General features: G+C 70.3%; 19 protein-coding genes and 2 pseudogenes. 5 read left to right on the forward strand and 16 right to left on the reverse strand.

The features are described 5' to 3' along the window. Positions 1-78 precede the first annotated feature (78 nt). Both GA707_RS21235 and hflX read right to left on the reverse strand, forming a co-directional pair. A complete protein-coding gene (locus GA707_RS21235; RefSeq protein WP_226963667.1) occupies positions 79-1,128 on the reverse strand; it encodes a GNAT family N-acetyltransferase in 1,050 nt (349 codons plus the stop codon). Continuing rightward, a complete protein-coding gene (gene hflX / locus GA707_RS09345; protein WP_152178138.1) occupies positions 1,118-2,662 on the reverse strand; it encodes a GTPase HflX in 1,545 nt (514 codons plus the stop codon). The genes GA707_RS21235 and hflX overlap by 11 nt, the downstream gene beginning before the upstream one ends. A 137-nt stretch (positions 2,663-2,799) precedes the next feature. Here hflX and GA707_RS09350 point away from each other — a divergent pair, with 137 nt between their 5' ends. The 3 genes from GA707_RS09350 (at position 2,800) to GA707_RS09355 (ending at position 5,446) form a co-directional block, all read left to right on the forward strand. Continuing rightward, positions 2,800-3,402: a class I SAM-dependent methyltransferase gene (locus GA707_RS09350; protein WP_152178139.1), complete on the forward strand. Its 603-nt coding sequence runs from the start codon at positions 2,800-2,802 to the stop codon at positions 3,400-3,402. Positions 3,403-3,468: 66 nt separating this feature from the next. Continuing rightward, positions 3,469-3,600: a hypothetical protein gene (locus GA707_RS21530; protein ID WP_255425057.1), complete on the forward strand. Its 132-nt coding sequence runs from the start codon at positions 3,469-3,471 to the stop codon at positions 3,598-3,600. A gap of 43 nt (positions 3,601-3,643) precedes the next feature. Beyond that, complete coding sequence (locus GA707_RS09355) at positions 3,644-5,446, forward strand: DUF429 domain-containing protein (RefSeq protein WP_152178140.1); 1,803 nt, start codon at positions 3,644-3,646, stop codon at positions 5,444-5,446. Positions 5,447-5,828: 382 nt separating this feature from the next. Here GA707_RS09355 and dapF read toward each other — a convergent pair whose 3' ends face one another. Genes dapF through def form a run of 3 tightly spaced genes read right to left on the reverse strand, consistent with a single transcriptional unit; the run spans position 5,829 to position 8,349 of the window. Next, entirely contained in the window at positions 5,829-6,692 is an 864-nt protein-coding gene (dapF, locus tag GA707_RS09360) for a diaminopimelate epimerase (RefSeq protein WP_152178141.1), read from the reverse strand. Next, entirely contained in the window at positions 6,685-7,671 is a 987-nt protein-coding gene (gene miaA, locus GA707_RS09365) for a tRNA (adenosine(37)-N6)-dimethylallyltransferase MiaA (RefSeq protein ID WP_152178142.1), read from the reverse strand. The genes dapF and miaA overlap by 8 nt, the downstream gene beginning before the upstream one ends. A gap of 3 nt (positions 7,672-7,674) precedes the next feature. Continuing rightward, a complete protein-coding gene (gene def / locus GA707_RS09370; RefSeq protein WP_152178143.1) occupies positions 7,675-8,349 on the reverse strand; it encodes a peptide deformylase in 675 nt (224 codons plus the stop codon). 137 nt (positions 8,350-8,486) lie between these two features. Between def and GA707_RS09375 the strand changes: the two genes are divergently transcribed. Beyond that, positions 8,487-8,714 carry an antitoxin gene (locus GA707_RS09375; protein ID WP_152178144.1) on the forward strand — a complete coding sequence of 76 codons (228 nt, stop codon included), beginning with the start codon at positions 8,487-8,489 and terminating at the stop codon, positions 8,712-8,714. Positions 8,715-8,933: 219 nt separating this feature from the next. Here GA707_RS09375 and miaB read toward each other — a convergent pair whose 3' ends face one another. Together miaB and lhgO are read right to left on the reverse strand one after the other, a co-directional pair. Next, positions 8,934-10,463, reverse strand: coding sequence for a tRNA (N6-isopentenyl adenosine(37)-C2)-methylthiotransferase MiaB (gene miaB, locus GA707_RS09380; RefSeq protein ID WP_152178145.1), 1,530 nt, complete (start codon positions 10,461-10,463; stop codon positions 8,934-8,936). Between the two features lie 143 nt (positions 10,464-10,606). After that, entirely contained in the window at positions 10,607-11,791 is a 1,185-nt protein-coding gene (gene lhgO / locus GA707_RS09385) for an L-2-hydroxyglutarate oxidase (RefSeq protein ID WP_226963668.1), read from the reverse strand. A gap of 113 nt (positions 11,792-11,904) precedes the next feature. Between lhgO and GA707_RS09390 the strand changes: the two genes are divergently transcribed. Continuing rightward, positions 11,905-12,315, forward strand: coding sequence for a YccF domain-containing protein (locus GA707_RS09390; protein ID WP_152178147.1), 411 nt, complete (start codon positions 11,905-11,907; stop codon positions 12,313-12,315). Positions 12,316-12,364: 49 nt separating this feature from the next. Here GA707_RS09390 and GA707_RS09395 read toward each other — a convergent pair whose 3' ends face one another. The 9 genes and pseudogenes from GA707_RS09395 to GA707_RS09425 all read right to left on the reverse strand — a co-directional run bounded on the left by GA707_RS09395 (position 12,365) and on the right by GA707_RS09425 (position 19,559). Beyond that, on the reverse strand, positions 12,365-13,141 hold the full coding sequence (locus tag GA707_RS09395) for a regulatory protein RecX (RefSeq protein ID WP_226963669.1): 777 nt from the start codon (positions 13,139-13,141) through the stop codon (positions 12,365-12,367). A 14-nt stretch (positions 13,142-13,155) separates the two neighbouring features. Next, a complete protein-coding gene (locus tag GA707_RS21615; RefSeq protein ID WP_226963690.1) occupies positions 13,156-13,656 on the reverse strand; it encodes a hypothetical protein in 501 nt (166 codons plus the stop codon). 171 nt (positions 13,657-13,827) lie between these two features. Beyond that, positions 13,828-14,382: pseudogene (locus GA707_RS21620) on the reverse strand (LAGLIDADG endonuclease); the annotation flags it as partial. Positions 14,383-14,418: 36 nt separating this feature from the next. Further along, positions 14,419-15,348, reverse strand: a pseudogene (recA, locus tag GA707_RS21625) (recombinase RecA); the annotation flags it as partial. Positions 15,349-15,595: 247 nt separating this feature from the next. Then, positions 15,596-16,366 (reverse strand): ABC transporter permease, encoded by a 771-nt coding sequence (locus tag GA707_RS09405; protein WP_152178148.1) that lies wholly within the window; start codon positions 16,364-16,366, stop codon positions 15,596-15,598. Beyond that, complete coding sequence (locus tag GA707_RS09410; RefSeq protein WP_152178149.1) at positions 16,367-17,218, reverse strand: ABC transporter permease; 852 nt, start codon at positions 17,216-17,218, stop codon at positions 16,367-16,369. Then, positions 17,218-18,147, reverse strand: a complete 930-nt coding sequence (locus tag GA707_RS09415) for an ABC transporter ATP-binding protein (RefSeq protein ID WP_152178150.1) — start codon at positions 18,145-18,147, stop codon at positions 17,218-17,220. The genes GA707_RS09410 and GA707_RS09415 overlap by 1 nt, the downstream gene beginning before the upstream one ends. Before the next feature lie 54 nt (positions 18,148-18,201). Then, a complete protein-coding gene (locus GA707_RS09420) occupies positions 18,202-18,423 on the reverse strand; it encodes a DUF3046 domain-containing protein (RefSeq protein WP_152178151.1) in 222 nt (73 codons plus the stop codon). A gap of 59 nt (positions 18,424-18,482) precedes the next feature. Beyond that, on the reverse strand, positions 18,483-19,559 hold the full coding sequence (locus tag GA707_RS09425; protein WP_152178152.1) for an NAD/NADP octopine/nopaline dehydrogenase family protein: 1,077 nt from the start codon (positions 19,557-19,559) through the stop codon (positions 18,483-18,485). Positions 19,560-19,770: the final 211 nt, after the last annotated feature.

Below are 19,770 nucleotides of genomic sequence, written 5' to 3' on the forward strand. Positions count from 1 at the left end.
CGAACGGTGGCTTTGCCTGACGAGTCTAGGCAGGTGGGAGGGCGAAGCGGGGGATGTCAAGGCCGCACACGCCGGGCTTCACCCGGTGTCTACCCACAGACAGAAAGGATGTCCCTCCGGGTCGAGGCAGACCCGCACGTCGTCCTGGGGCTGGTGCGCGGCCAGTTCGGCCCCGCACGCGAGCGCATGCTCGACCGCCCGGTCGAGGTCGTCGACGCGGATCTCGAGGTGGACCTGCATGTGCTGCTCGCCCGCGCCCGCGCCCGCGGGCCACGTGACCCGTTCCTGCTCCGGTTCGAGCTGGACGGCGACGGAGATGCCGCCGTCGGGGTCACCGAGCCCGATCCAGTCGGTCTCGGCCATCGCGGCATCCGGTGGGACGCGCCGCTCGAGCAGCGCGCCGTAGAACCGCACGAGCCCCGGCAGGTCGCGCGCGCCGAGGGTCACGGTCGTGACCTCCAGGGACCGGCCCGGGCCACGGTGGCCGCGCAGACCGACCGCGTCGTGCCGCCAGAACACGTCCGGATAGACGACCCTCCCCCGCATCCACGGCTCGTGCGCCGGCAGCCGGACCCACTGGAACGCCGGCGCGGGGATCCGCACCGACGGGCGCTGCAGGCCCCAGGGCTCGGCCGGCTCGAAGCCGAGCCTCGAGTAGTACGCCGGGTCGCCCTCCAGCACGACGCCGGGGGCGCCGCTCTCCGCGGCCCGGGCCAGCGCATACCCGACGACAGCCCGGCCGACCCCGCGACGCTGCCAGTCGGGGTGGACGGCGAGCGGGCTGAGCAGAGCGATGGTCAGGAGGCGGTCCTCGGTGTCGACCCAGGCCCGCGTGAGCATCGTGTGCCCGACGACCCGGCCGTCGGCGACGGCGACGTAGGACTGTCCGGAGAAGGCCGGGTCGGCCTGCAGGTCGGCGACCAGCGCGCCGATACCCTCCTCCTCCGGGAGGAACGCGAGGTCGGCGAGCGCCACGACCTCGGCCAGCTCGTCGGGACGCTGGACCCGCACCTCGTCGACCCCGTCGGGCAGGTCAGGGGTATGCGGTGGCGCGGACCGCATACCGGCCGGGCTTTCGCTGGGGTCGAGCTCGGCGGGAACCGCGTCGGAGGTGCCGTCAGACGGCATACCGCGAGAGCTCTCCGGCGAGGTCCTCGTTGACGCGGGCGGTCAGGCGGGTGCCGTCCTCCTCGTGCTCGGCGGCGAGCAGCTCACCCTCCTCGTGGACGCGGGAGACGAGCTGACCCTCGTCGTACGGCACGAGGACCGAGACGAGCACGTCCGGCTGCGGCAGCTCGTCGGCGATGAGGCGCTGCAGCTCCTCGATGCCGGCGCCGGTGCGGGCCGAGACTGCGATCGAGTGCTTCTCGTGCCGCCGGATCCGGTCGAGCACCTCGGGGTCGGCGATATCGGCCTTGTTGACGACGATGATCTCCTTGACGTCGGTCGCGTCGACGTCGGCGAGGACCGTGCGGACCGCGGTGATCTGGCTCTCCGGATCGGGGTGCGAGCCGTCGACGACGTGCAGGAGCAGGTCGGCCTCGGCCACCTCCTCGAGCGTGGACCGGAACGCCTCGACGAGCTGGTGCGGGAGGGCCCGGACGAAGCCGACGGTGTCGGCGAGGGTGTACTCCCGACCCTCCGGGGTCTCCGCGCGGCGGACGGTCGGGTCGAGCGTGGCGAACAGCTGGTTCTGGACCAGGACGCCGGCGTCGGTGAGCCGGTTGAGCAGGCTCGACTTGCCGGCGTTGGTGTAGCCCGCGATCGCGACCGACGGGATCCGGTTGGCCCGCCGACTGCCGCGTTTGGTGTCGCGGACGGTCTTCATGCTCGTGATCTCGCGGCGCAGCTTCGCGATACGCGAGTTGATCCGCCGCCGGTCGAGCTCGATCTTGGTCTCACCCGGACCACGCGAGCCCATGCCCTGACCCGCTCCACCGACCTGGCCACCGGCCTGCCGGGACATCGACTCACCCCACCCGCGCAGGCGCGGGAGCAGGTATTGGAGCTGGGCGAGCTCGACCTGGGCCTTGCCCTCGCGCGACTTGGCGTGTTGGGCGAAGATGTCGAGGATCAGCGCCGTGCGGTCGATGACCTTGACCTTGACGACGTCCTCGAGGGCGCGGCGCTGGCTCGGGGCGAGCTCGGCGTCGGCGACCACGGTGTCGGCGCCTTCGGCGACGACGAGGTCGCGCAGCTCGGCGGCCTTGCCCTTGCCGAGGTAGGTGGCCGGATCGGGGTGGACGCGGCGCTGGATGACCCCGGCGAGCACCTGGGCCCCCGCGGTCTCGGCGAGGGCGGCGAGCTCGCGAAGGGAGTTCTCGGCGTCCTCGGCGGTGCCGTCGGACCAGACCGAGGCGAGCACGACGCGCTCGAGGCGCAGCTGGCGGTACTCGACCTCGGTGATGTCGGCGAGCTCGGTGGACAGACCGGCGACCCGGCGCAGGGCCGCGCGCTCCTCGCGGTCGAGAACGCCGCGGTCGAAGCGGCTCTCGTCGCCGTCGTCGAGGACGAACCCGGCATCGTCGTACTCGTCCCGCGCGAGGGCGCTCGCGCGGGCGGCGAACAGGTCCGAGGCGATGTCGGTGCTGGTGTCGCCTGTGCGGTTCGCGTCTGTGCTGGTCGGGTCGGTGATGTGATCAGTGGTGTGGCGTGCCGTCATGGTCCGTCCAGTGTCCCACCGCGCGGTGACAGCGCCAACCGGTTTCGGCGCGGGCACCGCGCCGGGGGCGCCCGCAGCGGGACGTCCGCCAGCGGCAGGCCAGTCGACCCACGCTCACCGGATGGCACCATGTCGCCATGACCGCCAGCGGGGACCACTACTTCAGCGCGGAGCCGGCCAGTGCCGGGGAGCGACGACGCCTGGAGCTCGAGCTCGCGGGCCGACCCGTAACGGTCTCCGTGGCCGGAGGCGTGTTCTCACCGGGCGGCCTCGACAAGGGCACCGCCGTGCTGCTGGACTCGGTCCCCGCGCCGCCGGAGGCGGGGACCTTCCTCGACCTCGGCTGCGGCTGGGGCCCGATCGCGCTGACCCTCGCCCTGTTCTCCCCCGCCGCCCGGGTCTGGGCAGTCGACGTCAACGAGCGGGCGCTCGCCCTGACCCGCGACAACGCCGCAGCCCTCGGCCTCGATGGCATCCGCGCTGCCACTCCCGAGCAGGTGCCGACGGAGGTGCGCTTCGACCTGATCTGGTCCAACCCGCCGATCCGGGTGGGCAAGGCAGCGTTGCACGACCTGCTCCGCACCTGGCTGCCGCGACTCACCCCGGGAGGCCGCGCATACCTCGTCGTCTCGAAGAACCTCGGCGCCGACTCCCTGCAACGGTGGATCGGGACGGAGCTGGGCCTGGAGTGCAGCCGGGAGTCCTCGAGCAAGGGCTTCCGGATCCTCGTCGTGTCCTAGCGGGCGGCAGGGGCGTACTGTCATGGGATGGGAGCCGGTCGGGCTTCCCGACGGAAGTGATTCGCCATGAGCGACAAGTCCCCCCGGCAGAAGATGTCCAAGAAGTCGGGCAAGTCCATCAAGGAGAAGCGGGCCGAGAAGCGCGCGCACGCGCACGAGGACACCCTCGCCGACAAGATCCACCCTCCCAAGCGGTAGAGGAGCCACATCCGCAGGCGCTCCGGTGCGGCATGCTGGGCGCATGTACGTCATCGGCGTGGACCTGGCCTGGGGTGTGCGCCGGCCGACGGGTCTGGCCGTGCTCGACGAGAGCGGGCATCTCGTGCACGTCTCTGCGGCCCGCTCCGATGACGAGATCGTCACGACCCTCGAGGAGTTCACCCGCGGCGACTGCCTCGTCGCGATCGACGCACCGCTCATCGTCGCCAACGCGAGCGGCAACCGCCCGGCCGAGGCAGCGCTCAATCGCGACTTCGCCCGGTTCGACGCCGGTGCCCACCCTTCCAACCTCGGCATGGCGCAGTTCTCCCCCACCCCGCGCGGTGCACGCCTGGCCGCCCGGCTCGGACTCGACCTCAACCCCCGCTCGCGACGATCCCGGCGGGCGATCGAGGTCTACCCCCACCCCGCGACGGTCGCCCTCTTCCGGCTCGGACGCACCCTGAAGTACAAGAGCAAGACCGGCCGCGACCTCGACCGGCTGCGCGCCGAGATGCTCGTCCTCGTCGGTCTCCTCGAGGGTCTGTGCGACGCCGACCCGGCGCTCGTGCTCGACGCGCCACCGGCGGCCGGGAGCTGGGCCGACCTGCGCACGGCCGTCGAGACGGCCGTGCGCAAGAGCGAGCTCCGGGTCGCCGAGGACCAGATCGACGCCGTCCTGTGCGCCTACATCGGCCTGTTCGCGCTGCGCCGGCCGCAGCACACGACAACCTACGGCGACCTCGAGTCCGGCTACATCGTCACCCCCACCCTGCCCGCCGACCTGTCGCCGTCCCCGCGCGCACCGCTGGTCCCGGCGCCCCCGACGGACGGGCCTGACGCGGTGCGCGAGTACGCGCAGCTGCACCCGCGGCTCGAGGGGGCCACCGCCGAGTACGTCCGGCTCGTGACCTCGATCCTCGACGACGCCGGCATCAACTACCTCACCGTCACGGGGCGGGCGAAGTCGGTCGCCTCGTTCGCGGACAAGGTGGCCCGCACCCACGACGGGCGGCCCGTGTTCGCCGACCCCATGCGGGACATCACCGACCAGATCGGGTTGCGGGTCATCACCTACGTGCACAGCGACGTCGACGCGGTCGTCGATCTCCTCGAGGACCAGGCAGTCGTCCACGTCGACCGCGACATGGGGATGGAGACCGCCCAAGAGGGCCGATTCGGCTACGCGAGCCGCCACCTGCTCATCAGCCCGCGACCCGGTCGGGCGGATCGGCGGATGCACGACCAGGAGCTCACGGCCGGCCTCCGGGCGCAGGTGCAGATCCGCACGGTGCTGCAGCATGCGTGGGCCGAGTTCGAGCACGACATCCGCTACAAGGGCACCGTTCCGGACGAGCACGCGCCCGACCTCGACCGCCGCTTCACCCTGGCGGCCGGTCTCCTCGAGCTCGCGGACCGCGAGTTCTCCACGATTCGCGACCGGGTGCGCGAGACACCGGGTGGCGCCGATGACCCGGGGCGGGAGGGACCTGCAGGAGACGCGGTCGGGGCTGATCCCCGGGTCAGCCCGCGCGAGCTCGCAGCCTTCCTCGCCGGTCAGTATGCGGAGGCGGGCTGGTCGCGCACCGACCACTACGCCTGGATCGCCGAGCTGGTCCTCGAGCTCGGCATCACGTCGCTCGCCGAGCTCGCGACCGTCCTGCGCGCGGTGGACGACGACACCCTCGCCGATCGGATGGACTACCGCTACCCGCCCGGCGCCGTGCGGCGGCTCGACGATGCTCTCCTGTGGAGTTTCGGTGAGCGGTATGTCGGGCTGCACGGGAACGCGCACCGAGTTCCGGCGCTGCAGACCCGCCTGGCCAAGATGCGCGAGGGCGTTTGAGCCCCCTTCGATCCGTCGCCGTCATCCGGGCATACGGGGCCGGACTCGTCTCCCCGACGCGGTGACCGGTCGGGCCGCGCCGCCGGCCCGAAGTCCGACCGTCCACCCCGTGTGCGGATGACGCACCCGAAGTGCGACCTGACCCCTGCACGTGCAGGTGTCAGGTCGCATTTCGGCGGGTGCTTCCGCACGTCGGGTTCCGGGTCGTGCTTCGAGCGCTTCGCTCCGCACCCCGGGGGGAGCCCGAGATCACCCGGTGACGGATCCGGGGGAGGCGCGGCGCGCATACCGTCGCACGTCCGTAACCACACTGCCCGCGAACACCCGGCGCGAACCGGCACCACTCGACTCGAGCCGCACGCCCTGAGCCGCGTCCGATCGGTCAGAGGCGGATGACGCCCTCGGCCACGAGGACGGCAGGCCCGGCGAGCTCGACCCGGTCCCCCGGAAGCGCCCGAACGTGCAGCGTCCCGCCCGGGACCTCGACGGTCCACGCGTCACCGACCTCGACCGCGCCGGTCGCCCAGAAGCTCGTCGCCAGGGCGGCCGCGCAGGCCCCGGTGCCGCACGAGCGCGTCTCCCCGACCCCTCGCTCGTGCACCCTCATGCGGACATGACCGGGCCCGAGGGGACGCACGAACTCCACGTTGGAGCCGTCGGGAGCGACGGGGTTGAGGGTCGGTGCATGCAGCAGCGGCAGCGCGTCGAGGTCCACCTCCTCGGGCAGCGCGACGACGGTGTGCGGATTGCCGAGGTCGAGAGAGACGGCCGAGAACGGCGGGAAACCCTCGACGTGGACGAGCGTGTCGTGGCCGAACTCCGCCGCCGCGCTGGGGTCGGTCAGCCGCCACGGCCCCATGTCGACGGCGAAGCCCTCGGGCGTCACCCGCACCTGCTTCACACCACCACGGGTCGCGATGCCGAACCCGTCCCCGGACTCGAGTCCGGTCTCGCGCAGATAGGTGGCGAGCACGCGGACACCGTTGCCGCACATCTCGGACACGCTGCCGTCGGCATTGCGGTAGTCCATGAAGAAGCGGGCGTCACCGGCCTGGGCCCGCACGAAGTCCTCGGTCGCCCGCTCCGTCGGCACGATCCGGATGACGCCGTCCCCACCGACCCCGGCGTGCCGGTCGGCGAGCCACGCCACCTGCTCGGGTGCGAGCAGCCGCTCGTCGTCGAGGTCCGGCACGAGGATGAAGTCGTTCTCCGTGCCGTGACCCTTGACGAAGGGGAGCTCAGTCATGGGTCCCATTCTCGTGCATGAGGGGGTCGGCCTCGTGCACCGCGGCGGCCACGGCCTCGTGGAGGCGGTCGACGACCCTCCGATCCGAGGCGTCGAACCACGTGATTCTCGCGTCCGAGCCGAACCACGACTCCTGGCGCCGGACCAGACGTCGAGTGGCGGCGGCGGTGGCCGCGATCGCCTCCTCCTCGCTCATCCGCCCGTCGAGCTGGGCCAGGGCCTGGTCGTAGCCGATCGCCCGGGCGGCGGTGGCGCCGTCGCGTAGACCGCGCGACTCCAACGAGCGCACCTCGTCGACGAGCCCGGTCTCCCACATCCGCCGCGCCCGCACCTCGATCCGGGCGTCGAGCTCCTCACGCTCGCGGCGCACGCCGAGCTGGACGGTCGCGGTGACGTACTCCTTGCGGGGCATACTCGCCGAGAACGGTCGGCCGGTGAGCTCGATGACCTCGAGGGCCCGCACGATGCGGCGACCGTTGCGCGGCTCGATCGCGGCCGCGGCGACGGGATCGCGCTCCCGGAGCAGCGCATACAGCCGCTCGATCCCGCCGCTGGCGAGCTGCTCCTGGTAGCCGGCCCGAACCGCCGGGTCGGTCGGCGGGATCTCGAGCCTGTCCAGGGCGGCGCGCACGTAGAGGCCGGAGCCGCCCACGAGCAGGGGTATGCGGTGGTCGGCCCTGATCTGCGCGATCGCCTCGCGCGCATCCCGCTGGTAGGCGGCGACGCTCGCCTCGTCCGTGACCTCGAGGACGTCGAGGAGATGATGAGCAATGCCGCGGCGCTCGTCGACCGGCAGCTTGGCGGTGCCGATGTCCATGCCGCGGTACAGCTGCATCGCGTCGGCGTTGACGACCTCGGCGGGTGCGAACGATCGCGCGAGTCGCTCGGTCAGGTCGAGGGCGAGGTCGGACTTGCCCGTCGCCGTCGTGCCGACGAGGGCGACGACAGGGAGGGCGGGGTCCGGGGTGCGGTCGGGCACGCGTCAGACGCGCTCGGCGTCGGGACCGATGTCGCCGCCGGCGCCGTGCTCCCGGTCATGCTGGTCGCCCTCGTGCCGCCCTTCGTCGCCGTCGTCGTCAGCGTCGTCATGGCCGAAGGGGTCGGGGTCGACGCCGGGCATCCACGTGTGGCCGGGACCGCCCCAGCCGTTGCGCTTGACGGCCTTCTTGGCCTTGCGGGCCCAGCGCCCCTCGAGCCGGTCGACATAGAGGAAGCCGTTGAGGTGGTCGTACTCGTGCTGCATGCACCGCGCGAACCAGCCGGTCGCGGTGAAGGCGAGCTCGTTGCCGTCGAGGTCGAGCCCGGTGACCTCGGCCCGCTCACCCCGGCGCAGGGGGAAGGACTCCCCCGGCACCGAGAGGCAGCCCTCGGACTCTTCGTGCGGGTCGGGCGCACCCTCGGCGGCCTTGCTCGCCTTGACGAAGGGGTTGATGATGACGCCGCGCGCGGGGACGCCGTCCTCGTTGCGCATGTTCCAGGTGAAGACCCTCAGCCCGATGCCGATCTGGGGCGCGGCGAGACCGACGCCGTGGGCCTCGTCCATGGTCTCGAACATGTCCGCGACGAGGGTGCGCACCTCGTCGTCGATGACCGTGACGGGGGCGGCTCGGCGGTGCAGGACGGGCTCTCCGGTGATGACGATGGGTCGGACAGTCATGCGGGCCAGTCTCCCATTCCCGCGGATCGACCCGACGCTGCGGCCCCATCCCGGCGTTGCACTCTGGTCGAATGGACGGATCGGGCATCGTGCCCGGGCCTCCGGATCCCGGAGGCGGGACCAGGAAGGGAGCTCAGATGGGCGTCTTCGACAAGATGAAGAAGAAGGCCGAGGACCTGACCGGACAGCATTCGGACAAGGTGGAGCAGTACTCGGACCAGGGTCTCGACATGGCCGCTGACCGCGCGAACACCGCGACGGGCGGCAAGCACGCCGATCACATCGACACGGCTCGGACAGCTGCCGATGACCGGATCGGCGACGAGGGGGCCGCTGCCGACAAGGACGTGCCGCCGCAGCCGTAGGACATCACTCCCGCTCGAGGCGCCGAGCGGAGCGGGCCCGTCCATTCGGTGCAGTGGGCGGGCCCGTTCGCGTGAGGTTGCGATGTGCCCCGCAGACCGGTGCGGACTCCCGAAACCGGTGTCGTCCCGGCACTTCGGTGCGCTGTAGCGGCCCGAACGCGGTGCAACGCACCAAACACGCCGAACTCGCCGGTCCTCACGGGGCAGGAAGCAGCGGCCTCAGGCGCGGGCGGGCACCCCGCACGCCGGGGCGGTCACCGCAGGGTCGACAGGCGCACCGACCGAGGGCATGCCGAGAGAGACCGCCGGCTTGCCGGGCACCGGCGCGTCCTGAAGTGCCGCCCAGGCGTCGCCGCCCGCGGTCCGGCGCACCGCATACGTGCCACCGGCGAGAGCCCCGTCCGCGACGAGGTGATGGGGTGCGCCGTAGGTGACCCCCACGGTGACGAGATCGCCCGGGCGGGCGCGCTCGGCGCCCTCCGGAACGGCGAAGTGGACGAGCCGGTTGTCGCGCGCCCGACCGGACATCCGCGCGGTCTCGACGTCCTTGCGACCTTCGAACGGCGCGACGAGCACCTCGACGTCGCGGCCCTCGAGTCGGCGGTTCTCGCTCCAGGAGATCTCCTCCTGGAGCGCGATGAGGCGGTCGAAGCGCTCCTGCACGACCTGCTTCGGCACCTGGTCGGGCATCGTCGCGGCCGGGGTTCCGGGGCGGATGGAGTACTGGAAGGTGAAGGCGCTGCTGAAGCGTGAAGCGGCGACGACGTCGAGGGTGCCCTGGAAGTCCTCCTCGGTCTCGCCGGGGAAGCCGACGATGATGTCGGTCGTGATCGCCGCGTCCGGCATCTGCGAGCGCACCCGGTCGATGATCCCGAGGAAGCGCTCCGAGCGGTACGACCGGCGCATCGCCTTCAGGACCCGGTCCGACCCGGACTGCAACGGCATGTGCAGACTCGGCATGACGTTCGGCGTCTGCGCCATGGCCTCGATGACGTCGTCGGTGAACGCCGCGGGGTGCGGGCTCGTGAAGCGCACCCGCTCCAGACCCTCGACCTGTCCGCAGGCGCGCAGCAGCTTGCCGAAGGCGAGCCGGTCGCCGAACTCCACGCCGTAGGTGTTGACGTTCTGCCCGAGCAGGGTCACCTCGACGACGCCCTGCGCGACGAGCGCCTCGATCTCGGCGAGGATCTCGCCCGGACGGCGGTCCTGCTCCTTGCCGCGCAGGCTCGGCACGATGCAGAAGGTGCACGTGTTGTTGCAGCCGACACTGATCGAGACCCACGCGGCGTAGGCACTGTCGCGCCGGGTCGGCAAGGTGCTCGGGAAGGTCTCGAGCGACTCGAGGATCTCGACCTCGGCGCGCTTGTTGTGCCGGGCCCGGTCGAGGAGAGCGGGCAGGCTGCCGATGTTGTGGGTGCCGAACACGACGTCGACCCACGGCGCGCGCTCGACGATGGTCGCGCGGTCCTTCTGCGCCATGCAGCCGCCGACGGCGATCTGCATGTCGGGGTTGCGGGTCTTCGCCGGGCGCAGCTGGCCGAGGTTGCCGTAGAGCTTGTTGTCGGCGTTCTCACGCACCGCACACGTGTTGAACACGACGACGTCGGCGACCTCGGGCCGCTCCCCCGGTGGGAGGCTGTTGCAGTCGACGTAACCGGCCGTCTCGAGCAGGCCGGCGAGGCGCTCGGAGTCGTGGACGTTCATCTGACAGCCGTGCGTGCGGACGTCGTAGGTGCGGTGCGAGGACATAACCGCTCTAGGGTATGCGCCGCTCGCCACACGCGTGAATCGCGCCTGCGCCAGGTGTTCGGTCATCCCCCTCCGCCACGGACGGTTAGGCGTTGGCTATCGGTGCCTATAGCCAACGCCACCCCGTCCGTCGCGGGGGGCGCTCAGCGGTGCATCCGGTCGACGATCCACTCGGCGATCGCCAGGCTCGACGTGGCCGCCGGCGAGGGCGCGTTGCGGACGACGGTGATGCGGTCCTCGGTGTCGACGCGGAAGTCGTCGACAAGGGTGCCGTCCAGGTCGACCGCCTGGGCGCGCACTCCGGCGCGTCCCCGAACGACGTCGCCGGGTCCGATCTCCGGGACGTATGCGCGGGCCGCCTTCAGGTAGGCCCGCACCGAGAGCGATCCGGCCAGCTCGCGGACGCCGGTGCGCCAGTGCGTGCGGGCCAGCTGCCAGGTGCCGGGCCAGGTGGCGGTGTCACGCAGGTCCTGCACCGTGACGTCGCGGCGTCGGTAGCCCTCGCGAGCGGTGGCGAGGACCGCGTTGGGGCCGACCTCGAGGGAGCCGTCGACCATCCGGGTGAAATGGACGCCGAGGAAGGGGTAGCGCGGGTCGGGGACCGGGTAGATCAGGCCGCGGACGAGGCCCTGCTTCTCCGGAGTCACCCGCAGGTACTCGCCACGGAAGGGGACGATCCGCGGAGCCGGCGGACCACCGGCGAGGACGCCGAGCCGGTCGGCCTGCAGGCCGGCGCAGACGACGACCTCGTCGGCGTGAACCGGGCCGACGCTCGTGGTGAGCTCGACACCGGACGGTGAGTGGCGCATACCCGTCACTCTCGTGCGCAGTCGGACGCGGCCACCGGCTGCAGCGAGCTGGGAGGCGAACGATCGGGCGACCGCGGCAAAGTCGGTGATCGCGGTGGCGGGCGAGTGCAGGGCGCTCAGGCCCTCGGCATGGGGCTCGATCTCGCGGAGGCCGACCCGGTCGAGGCGACGCAGGCCGGGCACCTGGTTGTCGGTTGCGGTCCGTTCGAGGGCATCGAGGCGGGCGAGCTCGTCGGGGCGGACGGCGACGACGAGCTTGCCCACCGGGTCGTAGGGCAGCGTGTGCCCGCCGCAGTAGTCACGCAGCAGGTCCCGGCCCCGAGTGCACAGCTGCGCCTTGAGGCTGCCGGGCCGGTAGTAGATGCCGGCGTGGACGACACCGGAGTTGTGGCCGCTCTGGTGGCCCGCGAGCCGGTCCTCCTTCTCGAGGACGACCACCTCGGCGCCAGGGCGCCGACGAGTCAGCTCGCGGGCCACTGCGAGCCCGACGATGCCTCCTCCGACGACGACGGTGGTCATGCTCTCCATCCTCGCCCACGGGCCGGCGGAATCCGCGCCAGGTCCGGGTCGTTGGCTAGCGTGATAGTGACATTCCCTGCTGACGACGTATCGATCACGAGAGGACGGGCCCGGTGCGGACCCTGCTCAACATCATCTGGTTCTTGTTCGGCGGCCTCTGGCTGTCGCTGGGCTACGCGCTGGCCGGCGTGCTGTTCTTCATCCTCATCATCACGATCCCGCTGGGCGTCGCGTCCTTTCGGATGGCCCGGTACGCGCTGTGGCCGTTCGGTCGGGCGGTGATCGATCAGCCCGACGCGGGGACCGGGTCCGTGGTACTCAACGTCGTCTGGATCATCCTGGCCGGCTGGTGGCTGGCGCTCGGGCACATCACGACGGCTGTCGCGCAGGCGATCACGATCATCGGGATCCCTCTGGCGATCGCGAACCTGAAGATGATCCCGATCTCGCTCGTGCCCTTCGGCAAGGAGATCGTGCGGACCGACTCGCTGCCGCCGGGCCAGCGTCCGCTGCACTCGCTCTGAGTCCGGCGGCCGGCGGTCCGCGCCCTCGTGCCGGGGTCGGTCGTGGCAATCAGTCGCGGCGGAATGCAGGATCGGCGTCGATCGCCTCGCGGATGACGCGAAGGCTGAGTCCTGAGGGATAGCCCTTGCGGGCGAGCAGCCCGGCGAGGCGCCGCACGACGACGTCCTTGTCCAGCCCTCGAAGCCGCGGCAGGCGCCCCTCGACGAGCGACCGTGCCCGGTCCTCCTCCTCGGTGTCGCTGACCTGGTCGAGGATGTCGCCGGCCGTGTCCCGGTCCACTCCCTTGGTCCGCAGCTCGTGGGCGAGCGCCCGTTTGGAGAGGCCACGGGTGACCTGTTTGGAACGCACGAGCGTCTCGGCGTACTTCGCGTCGTCGACGAGCCCGACCTCGGTGAGCCGGTCCAGGACCGCCTCGGCGACGTCGTCGGGGCAGTCCCGCTGGCGGAGCTTCTCGCGGAGCTGGTGGCGACTTTTCGGGGACATGGTGAGCTGGCGGAGGACGATCGCGCGCGCCACGGCGTAGGGATCGGCGTCGCGGTCGTCTTGCCGGTCCGGCGACGGCGAGGAGTTGCCGGGGTGGTCGGTGTCGGACGCCATCGCGTCGTGTTCGGGTGCAGCCGGGTCGGCGCTGAGACCCCCGGGCTGCCGTTCATCCTCTTGCGCCGGGCGACGCGGGACGCGGGCTGGGCGGGCTGGCCGCTCGGACTCGGGTCCGGGCGAATTGTCGAAGAGACCGGTCGACTCGCCGCCCTCGATGCGCGACACCGCGGCCCGCAGCGCATCCAGGTCTGGAGCGCTGCGGGCCGCGGTGGTGTCGTCCGTCATGGGGACTGTCTCGATCAGAAGTCGACGGGAACCTCGGCCACGGCCGGGCCCGGCTCCTCCGGGCGGCGTCCGACGCCGAGCTTGTCCTTGATCTTGAGCTCGAGCTCGTCGGCGAGGTCGGGGTTGTCGCGCAGGAACTGGCGAGCGTTCTCCTTGCCCTGGCCGAGCTGGTCGCCGTCGTAGGTGTACCAGGCGCCGGCCTTGCGGACGAAGCCGTGGTCGACGCCCATGTCGATGAGCCCACCCTCGCGGGAGATGCCCTGTCCGTAGAGGATGTCGAACTCGGCCTGCTTGAACGGCGGCGAGACCTTGTTCTTGACGATTTTGGCGCGGGTCCGATTGCCGACCGCGTCCGTCCCGTCCTTGAGCGTCTCGATCCTGCGGACGTCGATCCGAACGGAGGCGTAGAACTTCAGCGCCTTGCCACCCGTCGTCGTCTCAGGACTGTTGTGCACCATGACGCCGTCGACGAAGTAGTTGTGTGTGCCCCCCACCTCGATGTCGAAGCGGTGCATGGAGCGCGTCTTCGGCTTGACGTGCACGTCCAGGACACGCGCAGGGATGAGCACCTCACGCGGCTCGACGAACTCGGGCTCGACGGCGAACCGACCACGCAGGTTCGGGAGCAGCTTGTACTCCATCGCCGGGTGGACGTAGGGCGCCACGATCTCCTGGAAGCGCTTGGTGCCGGCGGTCGTCATCGTGAGGACGGCCTTCTGACGCGCCCCGGACGGGCGAACTCGGCAGTCGACACCGTGCTCGTCACGAAGGTATCCGGCCAGTCGGTCCCGGGAAGCCTCGCTCATGGCCTCGACACAGATCTGGATCCGTCCGGAGCCGCCGGCCGTGCGCGCCTGCACGCCCTTGGACCGGACCGTGAACGACCCGTCGTCCATGTACCAGACCGCCAGTGCGAGAGGGGTGAGCGCCTTGACGAACTCCTCGGAGAGGTGCTTCTTCCCGTCACCCCAGTACATGACGTCGCGGAGCTCGCCGAGCTCGGGCAACGGGATGAAGTCGACGTGCTGCGAACCGGTGGGTCCCACAGTCCGCGAGTGACCGATGTTGCCGAGGAGCGACACCTTCCAGTCGAGGTACTCGACCTGACGCTCTCCGTGTCCCATCCGGAAGCGCACACCACGGCGACCTCGGCGGTTGGGCGCGAGGTGGGCGTCCCCCATGAGACCTCCGAGGATCACCTGCCACTGCTGGTCGGAGAGTCGCGCTGTCTCCGAGGCCATGACGCGGTCGCCGGCGATGATCTCCCCGGCCTCGACCCAGCCTCCGGGGGTGCGGATCAAGTGGTTCTCGGTGGCGGCGAACTGGGACTTGCCGTTGCCGCCGGACTTCTCGACCGTGAACTGGAGGAACTTCTCAGTGACCCCGTTGTCGAACCAGTTCGTCACAGGGCGGGAGACGATGCTGTCGGTCTCGGGGTCGTAGGTCCGCACCTCGACGGGTATGCGTTGATTGACGATCTTGCCGATCTTCTCCGTCGATCCGTCGGCGAGGGTCACTCGGGTGCTGTACGACATGCACCCGAACATGACACCGATCTTCTCCCGAAGCTGGTTGATGAAGATCGCGGTCGTGCCGGTGTTGCTCAGCGCACCGGTGATCTTGCGCAGCGCCTGGCTCATCAGGCGCGCCTGCAGACCGACGTGGCTGTCGCCCATCTCGCCCTCGATCTCCGCACGCGGCACGAGGGCCGCCACGGAATCGATGACGATGATGTCGAGGCTGCCGGAGCGGATGAGCATGTCGGCGATCTCGAGCGCCTGCTCACCGGTGTCCGGCTGGCTGACGAGGAGGTTGTCGGTGTCGACCCCGAGCTTCTTGGCGTACTCGGGGTCGAGTGCGTGCTCGGCATCGATGAAGGCGGCGATGCCACCCGCCTTCTGGGCGTTGGCGACCGCGTGGAGCGCGACCGTCGTCTTTCCCGAGCTCTCAGGACCGTAGATCTCGACGACCCGTCCGCGCGGGAGTCCGCCGATGCCAAGGGCGACGTCGAGCGCGATCGAGCCGGTCGGGATGACCTCGATCGGAGGGCGGATGTCATCGCCGAGGCGCATGACCGCGCCCTTGCCGTGGGCCTTCTCGATGTGGCCCATGACCGTGGAGAGGGCCTTGAGCCGCTCCTCCTGGTTGGGGGGTGTGCCGTTGGCGCCGCGGAGCGCGCCGTTGACAGGTGCAGGCGTTCGAGCCATCTCTGCCGTCTCCTTCGTCTGGTCGAGGTCGGTCACGTCCACCTTCGACCTCACAGCTGCGCGAGCGGACGTTCTCTGCTGTCAGGTCAGACGCTAGGCGGGGGCACTGACAGCCGTCTCACTGCTGCCGTGGGACTGTGGACGACACGCCGTCAGGACCCTCGCGCGGGGACAACACTACGGCGAACACATGTTCGAACCGTCTCGACACGCCCACGACACGCCGCATGGATCCGAGAGAGCGACATCAGGTCAGCAACAGCTGCGAGATGCGCCGGCTGGCACCCCACAGCCCGAGTCCGGCCAGCCCCGCAAGATAGGCCGCGCTCACGAGCAGACCCCAGTGCACGTCGCCGAGGAGCAGTCCGCGCTGGATCTCGACGCCGTGGTAGAGCGGCATGAGGCGGACCAGCCACTGCAGAGCCTCCGGATAGACCGACAGCGGAAAGAACGTCGCCGAGAACAGGAACATCGGCTGGATGACGAGGTTGATGAACTCGAAGTCCTTCCATGACGTCATATAGGTCGTCGCCCACATCCCCATCGCCGCGAAGGCCGCGCCGATGAGCAGCGCCGCCGGGATCGCCAGCACTGCCCACCACGACTCGACGAAGCCCATGACGAGCGCGACGAGGAAGAAGATCGCCGAGTACGTCCCACCGCGGATCAGCGACCAGAGGATCTCACCGACGGCGATGTCCCACGGACGCGCCGGAGTCGCGAGCATCGTGTCGTAGGTCTTCGCGAACCGCAGCTTGAAGAAGAAGTTGTAGGTGGTGTCGGCGATCGCGCCGTTCATCGCCGAGGCGGCGAGCATCGCCGGCGCGACGAAGGCGGCGTAGGACACGACCATCCCCTGGTCGGTCGTGACGGTCTGGACGAGGGCCCCGAGCCCGATCCCGATCGAGAAGAGGTAGAAGACCGGCTCGACGAAGCCGGACAGGAACAGCCACCACATCCTCCGGAACGCGACGACGTCGCGCAGGAGGACGAAGCGCCACAGGGCGTAGCCGACCACCTAGGGCACCAGCCTCTGGCGCAACGCGCGCCGGGAGACGGCCGCGCCGACGACGATGTATGCGGTGAGGACTCCCACGTGCACCCACCACAGGTCCGGCACGGGTCCGCCGAGGAACGCGGCCCGGCCGAGCTCGATGCCGTGCCACAGGGGAGTCGCCCACGCGAACGGCTGCATCCACGTCGGTAGCTGATCGATCGGGAAGAAGGCCCCGGAGAACAGCATGAGCGGGGTGACGACGAGTCGGAAGATCGCGGAGTACACCGAGTCGGTGTCGGTCTTGGCGGCGATGACGAACAGCGGCGTGGAGAAGGCCATCCCGGTCAGGACGGCGATCGGCGTCCCGAGGAGCGCCCACCAGGAGCCCACTCCCCCGAACAGCGCCGAGATCAGGGTGAAGGCGAGCGCCGAGGTCGCCACGTTGAAGGCGATCATCAGCCAGTGCGCCCGCAGCGTGTCGGCGACCGAGTGCGGAGCGTTGAGCATTGCGCGGTAGAACTGGTTCCACTTCACAAAACCCATGACGGGCCACGTCGACTCACCGACTGCGGTCTGCATCGCCGTCACCATGACCAACCCGGGCACGACGTAGAGCAGGTACGGGACGCCGTCGACGCCGCCGCTGTTCTCGTCGACGAGGCTTCCGACGCCGAGCCCCATCGAGGCGAGGAAGAGCACCGGCAGCAGGAACCGGGTGATGAGCACACCGCGGAGCGTGCGGCGGAACAGCAGCCAGTGGTATTCGATCAGGACACCGGTGCGCTCGAGGATTCCGAGGTCTCGTCGCGGCCCGGCCGCGAGCCGTGACCGTTCGGGGACAGACGTGGATGCCGTGGTCTCGGTCGCGTCCATCAGTCCACCAGGGTCCGGCCGGTGAGGTGGAGGAACACGTCCTCGAGGGTCGAGCGACGCACGAGGACGGACAACGGCGCGAGCTCTCGCGAATGGACAGCCGAGCCGGCAGCGTCACCGTCGTCCGCATACAGCAGGATGCGGTCCGGGAGCACCTCCATCCGCTCGCCGATCCCGCCGAGCGAGTCCGCGTGGGCGGAGTGGTCGTCGGTGTCGAAGCGCACCTCGACCACCTCACGCGTCGAGTAGCGCACGATCAGGTCGCGCGGGCTGCCCTCGGCGGCGATCCGGCCTTTGTCCATGACGACGAGCCGGTCGCAGAGCTGCTCGGCCTCGTCCATGTAGTGCGTCGTGATGATGAGCGTGACGCCCTGGCGCTTGAGGCGGAACAGCCGGTCCCAGAGCACGTGCCGCGCCTGTGGGTCCAGGCCGGTGGTCGGCTCGTCGAGGAGCAGCAGCTCGGGGTTGTTGATGAGGCTGCGCGCGATGACCAGGCGGCGCTTCATGCCCCCCGAGAGCGGCTCGACCTTGTCGCCGCGCCGCTCGCTCAACTGGGCGAACTCCAGCAGCTCCGTCGCGCGCTCACGCACCTCCTTGCGGGACAGCCCGAAGAAGCGCCCGTAGACCCAGAGGTTCTCCTGGACGGAGAGCTCCTCGTCGAGGAGGTCCTTCTGCGGGCAGTTGCCGAGTCGGGCCCGGATCTGCGGTCCGTGGGTGGCCGGGTCGAGACCGAAGATGCTCAGCTCGCCGGAGGTCACGGGTGAGACCCCGCCGATCATCCGCATCGTCGAGGACTTGCCCGCGCCATTGGGACCGAGGAAGCCGAAGGACTCGCCCTTGTGCACCTCGACGTCGATGCCGTCGACGGCGGTGAAGTCCCCGAACCGTTTCGTCAGGTCACGCGCGGTCAGGAGCACTGTGTCGGTCACGATCGGCCACAGTAGTCGAGCGGTCCGACACCCCCGAAGCGGTTTCCCGACCCGTCACCGGCGGTGCGGCTCCTCGCGGCCGAGCCGGCGCTCCTCGGGGACGTCGAGGTCACGGCACAGCGCGAGCCAGACCTCTCGCGGCGACACCCCCGCATCGAGCGCCTCCTCCGCGGTCCGGTCCCCGAGCGCGCTGAGGACATGCGAATGGGCCAGCGCCTGCGCCGGTCCGTCGCCGAACTCGTCCCGCATCAGGGTCCAGAACTCCGAGATCCACATGGTCAGCGATCGTATGCGCTGCTCACCCGGTCGGTGACCGGACTGAGCCTGGGACAGACTCAGAGTCGGCGCAGGTCATCCGGCGCGAGGTCGTGCAGGCCGAGGGTGTCCGGCGTGCGTGGGCCCTCGGCACGGAAGTCACGGCGCAGGAGGACCGAGGCGATCTGGATGACGGCGTCGATGGTCGGGGTGGGGACGCCGACCTTCTTGGCGAGCTCGGACATGAAGACCATGCCGTAGGGCACGTCCTCGGTGAGGTAGCGGAAGTCGAGGGTCGACGGTGCCTGGGACGTCGCGAAACCGATGCCCTGGTTGTACCCGGTCTGGTAGGTCGCATCGCCCATGTAGCCCTGCCGGAAGCCGAGCTCGGGCTCGGAGAGCAGTTCGATCCCCAGTGCGGCGGCGAGCGCGAGCCGTTCGGTGTCGACGGCCTCGATGAGGTTGGCCGAGGCTGGTGTCACCCCGTCGGTGTAGAACAGGAAGTCGCCGCCGGTGTTCTCTATCCGACTCGCGTTCATCAGCATGATCGCGGGGTGGATGACGGGGTTGCCGTTCTGCAGTGTCGTCTGCAGCACGTTGCGCGCGGGCTCGACCTGCGGCCAGACCTGGGCGAGCCGCTCGATGAGCACGTCCGTACGGCTGCTCGGGAGGGCCGCCGCGAACAGCCCGGTGATGACCCGCGTCGTCACGCGGACGACCCCGGGCTCGACGAGACGACAACCGTAGGGCAGCGTGCTCGTTTCGCCGATGACGTAGGTGTCGTCGAGAAGCTCGAGGCCGAGGGTTTGCTTGAGGACGAGCGCGCCGTTGCAGGCGCCGGGGACAAGCACGATCGGGACGTCCGGGTGGATGCGGCCGCGCAGGGCCTCCCCGAAAGCGACGGTGCTGTATGCGGGGCCCACCAGGAGCACCAGGCCGGCTCGGTCGAGGGCCGCGTCGATGTCGTGCCCGGCGTAGCGGATCGGCACGGTCCCCTCGAACTTGACGCGTCCCTCGATCCGGCCGGTGCGCGCGATCGCGTCGATGTTGTCGGGGAACTGCGGCAGGTCCCACATCGCGACCTCGTGGCCGTTCTGCGCCCACTCGAAAGCGGCTGCGGTGGCTCCGTTGCCGGAGCCGAGGATGGTCACGCGCATTGAGGTCTCCTGGTCCACGTTCGGGGTGTGCGGTGGCGCCTTTCGTTTCAGTCCAATTGGACCAAAACGAAAGGCCCGCGCACTGCACGACCGCTCGCCGTTTTGGTCCAATTGGACCGAAACGGCGAGCGGTCCGTGCTGCCCCAACCCTCCCATGCAGGGTAGTGACCATCGACGCGAGGCGCGCTGTCGGTGCAGGGTGGCAGGCTTG

The sequence above is a fragment of the Nostocoides sp. F2B08 genome, assembly GCF_009184895.1.
Classification (GTDB): domain Bacteria; phylum Actinomycetota; class Actinomycetes; order Actinomycetales; family Dermatophilaceae; genus F2B08.